Below are 7998 nucleotides of genomic sequence, written 5' to 3' on the forward strand. Positions count from 1 at the left end.
TCATTCCGAGAAAAACGGCCGCCCGGTGGGCGGCCGTTTTTCGTGGGAATCCGCCCCTTTTGCCGGGGAAACGGATTGCCACGCCAGTGTGCGCACTGGCTCGCAATGACAGGCTTGTGTAAGACAGCGGTTTTGCAGCAGACCCTTCTGCTTACTTCAGGTGAGAGAAGTCGTGCTTCTTGGGACGGGCGTGATAGTGGGTGTGGAGCAGCTCGTGAGAGCGGTGGGACAGAGGCGCACCGAAGAACTCCTCATAGATGGTCTTGATCTCCGGGTTCTCATGGCTCTTACGCAGAGGCAGGGACCGGTCGATCTCGTACAGGGCCTTGATGCGGGCGTCCCGGACGGCGTTGTTGGTGCCGATGGGCTGACCGCCGCCGCCGATGCAGCCGCCGGGGCAGGCCATGATCTCGATGAAGATGTAGTCGGCCTCGCCGCTCTCCACCCGGCGGATGATCTCCTCGGCATTCTTCAGACCGTTGGCGATGGCCACCTTCAGCGGGGTGCCGTTGAGGTCAATGGTGGCCTCCTTGATGGCGTTGACGTCGTTGCGGACGGCCTCAAACTCCAGGCGGGGCAGAGTCTGGCCGGTGTACACCTCATAGGCGGTACGCAGGGCGGCCTCCATCACGCCGCCGGTGGCGCCGAAGATGGCGCCGGCGCCGGAACCGATGCCCAGGGGGGAGTCAAACTCGCTCTCAGGCAGCACGGACAGGTCCAGGCCCTCGTAGCGGATCAGCTTGGCCAGCTCACGGGTGGTGAGGACATAGTCCACGTCCCGGTAGCCGTCCCGGCCCAGCTCAGGACGGGAGGCCTCGTACTTCTTGGCGGTACAGGGCATGACGGACACGGACACGATGTCGTGGGGGTCCCAGCCCATCTTCTGGGCATAGTAGGTCTTGACCACGGCGCCGAACATCCCCTGGGGGCTCTTGGCGGTGGACAGGTTGTCGCACAGCTCGGGGTGATGCTTCTCCATGTAGGTGACCCAGCCGGGGGAACAGGAGGTGATCATGGGCAGCTTGCCGCCGTTCTTGATACGGTCCAGCAGCTCGCTGCCTTCCTCCATGATGGTCAGGTCGGCGGTGAAGTTGGTGTCGAACACCTTGTCAAAGCCCAGCATCTTCAGGGCGGTGACCATCTTGCCGGTGACGATGGTGCCGGCCTCCAGGCCGAACTCGTCGCCCAGGCCCACGCGGACGGAGGGAGCCACCTGGACCACAACGTGCTTGCGGGGATCCTGAATGGCGCGGACCACGTCGTTGGTGTTGTCCACCTCCACGATGGCGCCCACGGGGCATACCAGAGAACACTGGCCGCACAGGACGCAGTCGGTCTGATCCATGGGCAGGTCAAAGGCGGTGGTGATCTTGAAGTCGCCGGAGCGGTTGGAGGCGGTGAGGGCGGCGCAGCCCTGGACCTCGGCGCACACCTTCACGCAGCGGCCGCACTTGACGCACTTGGAGGGGTCCCGCACGATGGAGGGATTGTCGATGCGCAGAGGCTCGTTGGAGGAGATGTCGGGCAGCTCAGGCAGCAGACGGTTGAACCGGCGGCACAGCTTCTGCAGCTCACAGTTGCCGTTGCGGGCGCAGGAGAGGCAGTTCTGCTTGTGGTCGGCCAGGATCAGGTCCAGCACGCCAACCTGGGCGTCGTACACCTTCTTGGTGTCGGTAAAGACCTCCATGCCCTCCCACACCACGGTGGAGCAGGCGGCCAGCAGCTTGCGCTGGCCGGTGACCTCCACCATACACATCCGGCAGTGAGCCTTGATGGTCTGGTCGGGGTGATAGCACAGATGGGGGATGTCGATGTTCAGCATCTGGGCCGCCTCAATGATGCGGGTGCCCGCGGGCACCTCCAGCGGCATATGGTTGATGGTAAGATGTACCGTATTGCTCATCGGACCGCGACCTCCTCTTTGACGGCAAAGACTTCAGGGAAGCGCTTCATGGCGGACAGCAGGGCGGATTGAGCCGTCTCGCCCAGGCCGCACAGGGAAGCGCAGGACATGATGTCGGCGAACTTCTTCAGGGTGTCCACATCCTTCTGGGTGTGTTCGCCGGCGGCGATCTTATCCAGCAGCATGGCGATGTGGCGGTTGCCCTCCCGGCAGGGGGTACACTGGCCGCAGCTCTCGTGGGAGAAGAACTCCTGGGTCATGCGCAGGAAACCGATGACGCTGGTGCGCTCGTCCACCACCAGCACGGCGCCCGAGCCGATGGCGGTCAGGTCGGCCTGCCGCATTCCCTTGTAGGTGTAGGGGGTGTCCAGCTGGGAGGGAGCGCAGATCCGGCCGGAAGCGCCGCCCAGCTGCACCAGGCGCAGGGGATACTCGGGGTTCTCCATACCGCCGGCCAGGTCGTAAATGATCTCCCGGATGGTGATGCCGAAGGGTACCTCAAACACGCCGGGGTTCTTCACGTTGCCGGAGACAGAGATCATCTTGGTGCCGGGGCAGTCCTCGGTGCCCTGGCTCTTGTAGTAGCCCTCGTCGTCCAGCAGCAGGGGGGGCACCAGGGAGAGGGACTCCACGTTGTTGACGCAGGTGGGCAGATGGAACACGCCGCACTGCTTGATGAAGGGGGGCTTCATCCGGGGCCGGCCCGCCTTGCCCTCAATGGACTCCGAGAGGGCGGAACCCTCGCCGCAGACGTAGGCGCCGGCGCCGGAGTAGAGGTGGATGCGGTAATTCAGACCGGAGTTCAGGATATTGTCGCCCAGGTAGCCGGCCTCCTCGCACTGGGCGATGGCGGACAGCAGGCGGGGACGCAGGTGGGAATACTCCTCACGCATATAGATGTAGCCGTTGTCGGCCCCCACGGACCAGCCGGCGATGATCATGCCCTCCAGCAGCTGGAAGGGATCGTTGGTCAGCAGCTCCCGGTCCTTGAAGGTGCCGGGCTCGCCCTCGTCGGCGTTGCACACCACGCACTTGTGCTCGCCCTTGACCTCACGGGCCTGGCGCCACTTCTTGCCCATGTCGTAGGCGGCGCCGCCCCGGCCCTGAACGCCGTTGGCGGCCAGCACGTCGGCGATCTCGTTGCCGTCCATCTTCAGAGCCTTCCGCAGGGCGGTGAAGCCGCCGATGGACTCGTAGCTCTTCAGGCTGTCCGGATCGTACTTCCCGAAGTTACGGGTGATAAAACAGACTTTCTTGCTCATACCGGCACCCCCTTAATTGAGCTGCTGGAGCATATCCAGGATACGCTCCTCGCTGTCCAGATGGCCGTATACCACGCCGTTGACCCGCACGGCGGGGGACACGTCACAGGCCCCGAAGCAGGGGACCTTCTCGATGGAAAAGCGGCCGTCGTAGGTGACCTCGCCCACCTCCAGGTTGAGCAGGCGCTTGAGGGTCTCCACCAGAGTGTCGCTGTCCTTCACCCGGCAGGGGGCGGAGTTGCACACCTCCAGAGTGAACTTGGCCCGGGGCTTGGAATGGAGCGCGGTGTAGAAGGAGATGACATCGTAGACCTGAGTGGGCTTGACGCCAAGCTTCTCGGCCACATAGTAGGCGGCGGACTCAGGGATGTAGTGCCGCTCCACGGCGGCCTCCACGTCCAGCAGGATACCCACCAGCTGGGTGGCGTCCCCGTTGTGGGCGGAGATGATGCCGTCGATCTTGTCCGCCAGCTCCTTGTCTAGAACGTCGGCGGCTTGGGTAAAGGGCTTCATAGGGGCTCCTCCTCTTTGTTAGAATTGCTCCACCGGAGCGGCGGGATACTTACCGGAAGGTGACTAGTTTACCAGATGAACCGGGGAGTTTTTTCAAGTATATCAATTCTTTTGGAAAATTGCAACAGTTACCTTCAAGTTTGTATAACAAGGCGAAAACGGGGCAGTATAAAAAAGTTCAATTCGTCAAATTCACCCAAACAGGGCCGTGGGACTGTAAAAAAGAGCTCTGAATGGGGAAACGCAGAGAGCGTTGATGCGCACATTCAGACAAAGGAGGACTTGCCATGGCCCATGATCGCTCCGACGGACAGACCCATCCCCACCCCCGGCAGGAGCCCCGCTATCCGGGGGCCATCACCCTGGCCCGGCTGGAGGAGATCTTCCGGGACTGTGTGGATTTCATCCACCGGACGGTGTGGGTGGGGGAGGACCCCAGGCACAGTTTGACCCTGTGCTACCTCAGCGGTATGGTGCGGATGGAGCGCATCAGCGACTATCTGCTGCGGCCCATGGCCCAGGACCCGGAGCTGGCCCGGTGCGCCGGAACAACCCCCATGATGGAGCGGATGCGCCAGGGGGCCCTGTACAACCTGACGGTGGAGGAGCGGGACAGGCTGGATCAGGTGGTCTTTGACCTGGTGGCCGGATGGTGCGTGTTCCTGTTTCCCGGGGAAAGCACGGTGCTGTCCTGCTTTGTGGGTACCGAGGAGAAGCGCTCGGTGTCCGCCCCCGACAACGAGACGGTGCTCAAGGGGTCCAAGGACGCCTTTGTGGAGAGCGTGCGTACCAACACCAGCATTGTCCGCCGCCATTTGAAGGCCCCCGAGCTGCGGATTCAGGAGCAGATCGTGGGCCGCCAGTCGGCCACGCTGGTGGATATCCTATATATAGAGGGGATCACCAATCCCCATCTGGTGGAGCAGGTGACCGCCCAGCTGCGGGACATCGACATTGACGGGGTGTTTTCCACCGGAGCCATTGAGGAGTATATCGTGCCCGCCGCCCACACCCCCTTTCCGCTCATCCAGTACACCGAGCGGTCCGACCGGTTCTGCGCCGGGCTGGCCCAGGGTCGGGTGGGCATCCTCATTGACGGCATCCCGCTGGGCTATCTGGCCCCGGCAGTGCTGGGCAACTTCTTGCAGGCCCCCCAGGACAAGTCCTCCAACTGGCTGCTGGCCACCGCCCTGACGGTGCTGCGCTACTTCTGTATGCTCACCACCCTGCTGCTGCCCGCCCTCTATATCGCCATGGTCACCTTCCATCAGGAGATGATCCCCACCCGGCTGGCCCTGTCCATCATTGCGGCCAAGCAGAACGTGCCCTTCCGCTCCGCCTTTGAGGTCATCGTCCTGCTCATTGCCTTTGAGATCCTGCAGGAGGCGGGCCTGCGGCTGCCCCAGTCCATCGGTCAGACGGTTTCCATCATCGGCGGTCTGGTGGTGGGCTCGGCGGCGGTGGAGGCCAAGATCGTCTCCCCGGCGGTGCTTATTGTGGTGGCGGTGGCCGGCATCGCCGGGTACACCATGCCCTCCCAGGAGCTGGGGGGCGCCCTGCGGATCTGGCGGTTCGTACTGGTGCTGCTGTCCAGTGCGGCGGGGCTCTTCGGCACCGTTATGGGCGCGGCGGTACTCATCGTCCATCTGGCGGGCATCGAGAGCTTTGGGGTGCCCTATCTCACCCCCTTTGCGGTGGGTACCGGCCGCAGGCCCCGGGAGCACGTGCTGCTGCGGCGGCCCATGCCCCAGATCAAGGACCGGCCTGCCGCCCTCAAACCCAGGAACAGGAGGAAACAGCGGTGAAAAAACAGGTTCTGTTGGTGCTGCTCCTTATGCTCCTGCTCACCGGCTGCCGCCGGTACTCCGGTTTTCTGCCATACGCCCGGGAGATCGAGGACATGGAGCTGATCCGCACCCTGGGAGTGGATACGGCGGGGGACGCCGGGGTGGCCATCACCGCCTCCGGCGGTACCTCCCAGGAAGAGACTGAGGTGGTGGCCGGGGAAGCGGGTACCATCAGCGCCGCCGTGCTGGAACTCCAGGGGGAGGGGTCCTCCTACCTCTATTTCGGCCACGTCACTCAGCTGCTGCTGGGGGAGGGACTGGCCAAACGGGGGGTCATGCCCTCTCTGGACTATGTGCTGCGGGATGTGGAGATGCGCCTGGAGACCGCCCTCTATGTGGTGCGCAATGGCACGGCGGGTCAGGCCATTGAGGCTGCCGCCGCCGACGGCTCTGCCACCGACCGGCTGGAGGCCCTGGCCGACGACGCCGGGCTCACCGCCAACTCCATGCCCCGGACGGTGAAGGACGTGCTGGCCGAGCTGGACCGGCAGGGGGCCTCCTTTCTGCCGGCAGTGCTGGCGGACGGCGGGCTGACCGCCGCCGGCTACGGCATCCTGAAGGATGGGGTGCTGGTGGGCTGGGCGGAGGGAGACGCCGCCCTGGGGGTCAATCTGATCTTCGGCAAGGTGGACGCCGACGTGGCGGAGGTACAGGCCCCCGACGGCACCGCCGCCGCCCTGCGTGTGGTGGGAGCCGCCGCCTCGGTGCGGCCCATCTGGCAGGGGGACACTTTGGCCGGGCTGAAGGTCCACTGTAAGGTGGACGCCAATCTGGCGGAGGGGAGCGCCATGCCCGACCAGGCCACACTGGATGCCCTGGAGGCGGAACTGGCTCAGGTGGAGGCGGAGCGGATGGCCCGGGCGCTGGAGCTGTCCCGGGTGCTGGACGCCGACTATCTGGGCCTGCGCCAATCCGCCGCCTTTGCGGTACCCTGGCACAAAGGGGTGCTGCTGGGCAGTCAATCCATGAAAGACCTGAAGCTGGAGGCCACCGCCGAGGCGATAATCCAGCGCAGTTACCACGCTGACGGGTAATGACGATTCACTATTATATGTAGGAGGTGACACCATGCCGGACGACCGCATTTCTCTGCGGCAACTGCTGACCCTGACCTTTGCGGCGCTGCTGTCCCCAGCCATTCAGCTGCTGCCCGGCAGCACCGCCCGGCGGGCCGGGGAGGCTGGGTGGCTGGCCACTCTAGTCGCTCTGCCGGTGCTGCTGGGACTGTGCTGGCTGCTGTGGCGGCTGTTCAGGGGCGGCCCGGACGGGGGTGGTCTGCCCAATACCGCCCAACAGCTGCTGGGTCCCACCCTGGGGCGGGTTTTCTGCCTGCTCTACTTTCTGTGGGGGCTCTATCTGCTGGCGGCCAACGCCCGGCAGGTGGCCCTGCGCTTTCTTACCATCAGCTACCGCAACGCCCCTATGGTGCTCTTTCTGCTGGCCCTGCTGGGGGTGACCTTCTGGCTGGTCCGCAAGCCGGTGCGGGCTTTGGCCCGAGCGGGGGAGGTCTTTTTCCTCACCCTGGCCGCCGGGCTGGCCCTGTCCCTGCTGCTGGGTGCCTTTCAGGTGGATACCGCCAATCTGCTGCCCGTGTGGGTGGAGGATCTGCCCGCAGTGGGCTGGGCCACCCTGCCGGTGCTGGGCCTGCTGGGCTATGTGGTCTTTGCCCCCTGCCTGGGGGGCCATGTGGTGCCTGAGGAGGGGGGGCGGAGAAAGATCCTGCGCTGGGCAGTGGGCCTGTGTCTTACCTTAACTGCGCTGCAAGTGGTGTGCCTGGGCAATTTCGGGCCCGGTCTGGCCGGGCGTATGGACACGCCATTCTTTATGATGGTAAAAGGCATTGGCTTTGAGGGCACCTTCCAGCGGATGGAGTCGGTCATCATTGCCCTGTGGGTACTGGCGGATCTGGCCCTGCTGTCCCTGTTGGCCTGTGCCTGTTCGGAACTGGCCCAGAAAGGGTTTGCGATTCAGAAAAGAAGCACCGCCGTGCTGCCCATCATTCTGGCGGCTGCGGCAGGAGCCATCTGGCTCTTTCCTGACGCCTTTGCCCTGGATCAGGCTCTGGAAGGGCCGGTGCTGTGGGGCGGTATCCTCTTTGGATTGGGCGGTCCGCTGCTGCTGTTTGTGATCTCTCTGTTCCGTAAGAGAGGGTAGGGGGGGCATCTTGTGGGTAAGGCTCTGATTTTCTACTATATATAGGTAGTGTTTGGAGCGGCGCAAAAAGTCGAAAGAAAAGTGAAAAAAGGTGTTGACAAATGGGGGGCGAGAGTGATATTCTATCTGAGCGCCTTGCGAGAGGGCATGAAAATCTGACCAAAATCGGAAGAAACCGAGGGGAACCTGGACGGCCTTGTGGAAAGGGATCAGAAAAAAGTGCTTGACAAACGCGAGTGTGCGTGGTAAACTAAATGAGTTCGCGCCGGAAGGTACGAACGAGCTTGAAAAAGAACCGAAACAAGCGGTTCGGGGCTAA

Annotated in this window: 6 protein-coding genes; 3 read left to right on the forward strand and 3 right to left on the reverse strand. The window is 63.6% G+C overall.

The features are described 5' to 3' along the window. Nucleotides 1–151: 151 nt before the first annotated feature. From B5E56_RS14190 to B5E56_RS14200, 3 genes are read right to left on the reverse strand one after another with little or no spacing between them, the layout of a single operon-like run. A complete protein-coding gene (locus tag B5E56_RS14190) occupies nt 152–1903 on the reverse strand; it encodes an NADH-dependent [FeFe] hydrogenase, group A6 (RefSeq protein ID WP_087391369.1) in 1752 nt (583 codons plus the stop codon). Further along, nucleotides 1900–3165, reverse strand: coding sequence for a complex I 51 kDa subunit family protein (locus tag B5E56_RS14195; RefSeq protein ID WP_087391372.1), 1266 nt, complete (start codon nt 3163–3165; stop codon nt 1900–1902). Before B5E56_RS14195 ends, B5E56_RS14190 begins: the two co-directional genes overlap by 4 nt. 12 nt (nt 3166–3177) lie before the next feature. Continuing rightward, a complete protein-coding gene (locus tag B5E56_RS14200) occupies nt 3178–3678 on the reverse strand; it encodes a complex I 24 kDa subunit family protein (protein WP_087187335.1) in 501 nt (166 codons plus the stop codon). Between the two features lie 287 nt (nt 3679–3965). On the opposite strand from B5E56_RS14200, the gene B5E56_RS14205 reads away from it, so the two are divergent. Genes B5E56_RS14205 through B5E56_RS14215 form a run of 3 tightly spaced genes read left to right on the forward strand, consistent with a single transcriptional unit; the run spans nt 3966 to nt 7679 of the window. Further along, entirely contained in the window at nt 3966–5483 is a 1518-nt protein-coding gene (locus B5E56_RS14205) for a spore germination protein (RefSeq protein ID WP_087391375.1), read from the forward strand. Then, the gene (locus tag B5E56_RS14210) at nt 5480–6559 is read left to right on the forward strand and encodes a Ger(x)C family spore germination C-terminal domain-containing protein (protein WP_087391377.1); all 1080 of its coding nucleotides are present in this window, start codon (nt 5480–5482) and stop codon (nt 6557–6559) included. Before B5E56_RS14205 ends, B5E56_RS14210 begins: the two co-directional genes overlap by 4 nt. A gap of 34 nt (nt 6560–6593) precedes the next feature. Next, nucleotides 6594–7679, forward strand: a complete 1086-nt coding sequence (locus tag B5E56_RS14215; RefSeq protein ID WP_087391380.1) for a GerAB/ArcD/ProY family transporter — start codon at nt 6594–6596, stop codon at nt 7677–7679. The last annotated feature ends 319 nt before the right edge of the window (nt 7680–7998 follow it).

It is taken from the genome of Flavonifractor sp. An112 (genome assembly GCF_002161085.1).
Classification (GTDB): Bacteria; Bacillota; Clostridia; order Oscillospirales; family Oscillospiraceae; genus Flavonifractor; species Flavonifractor avicola.

What these genes read in the sequence shown, in the direction of transcription:
- B5E56_RS14190 (WP_087391369.1), bottom strand. Translation starts at nt 1,903, where the DNA reads ATGAGCAATACGGTACATCTTACCATCAACCATATGCCGCTGGAGGTG.
- B5E56_RS14195 (WP_087391372.1), bottom strand. Translation starts at nt 3,165, where the DNA reads ATGAGCAAGAAAGTCTGTTTTATCACCCGTAACTTCGGGAAGTACGAT.
- B5E56_RS14215 (WP_087391380.1), top strand. Translation starts at nt 6,594, where the DNA reads ATGCCGGACGACCGCATTTCTCTGCGGCAACTGCTGACCCTGACCTTT.
- B5E56_RS14205 (WP_087391375.1), top strand. Translation starts at nt 3,966, where the DNA reads ATGGCCCATGATCGCTCCGACGGACAGACCCATCCCCACCCCCGGCAG.
- B5E56_RS14200 (WP_087187335.1), bottom strand. Translation starts at nt 3,678, where the DNA reads ATGAAGCCCTTTACCCAAGCCGCCGACGTTCTAGACAAGGAGCTGGCG.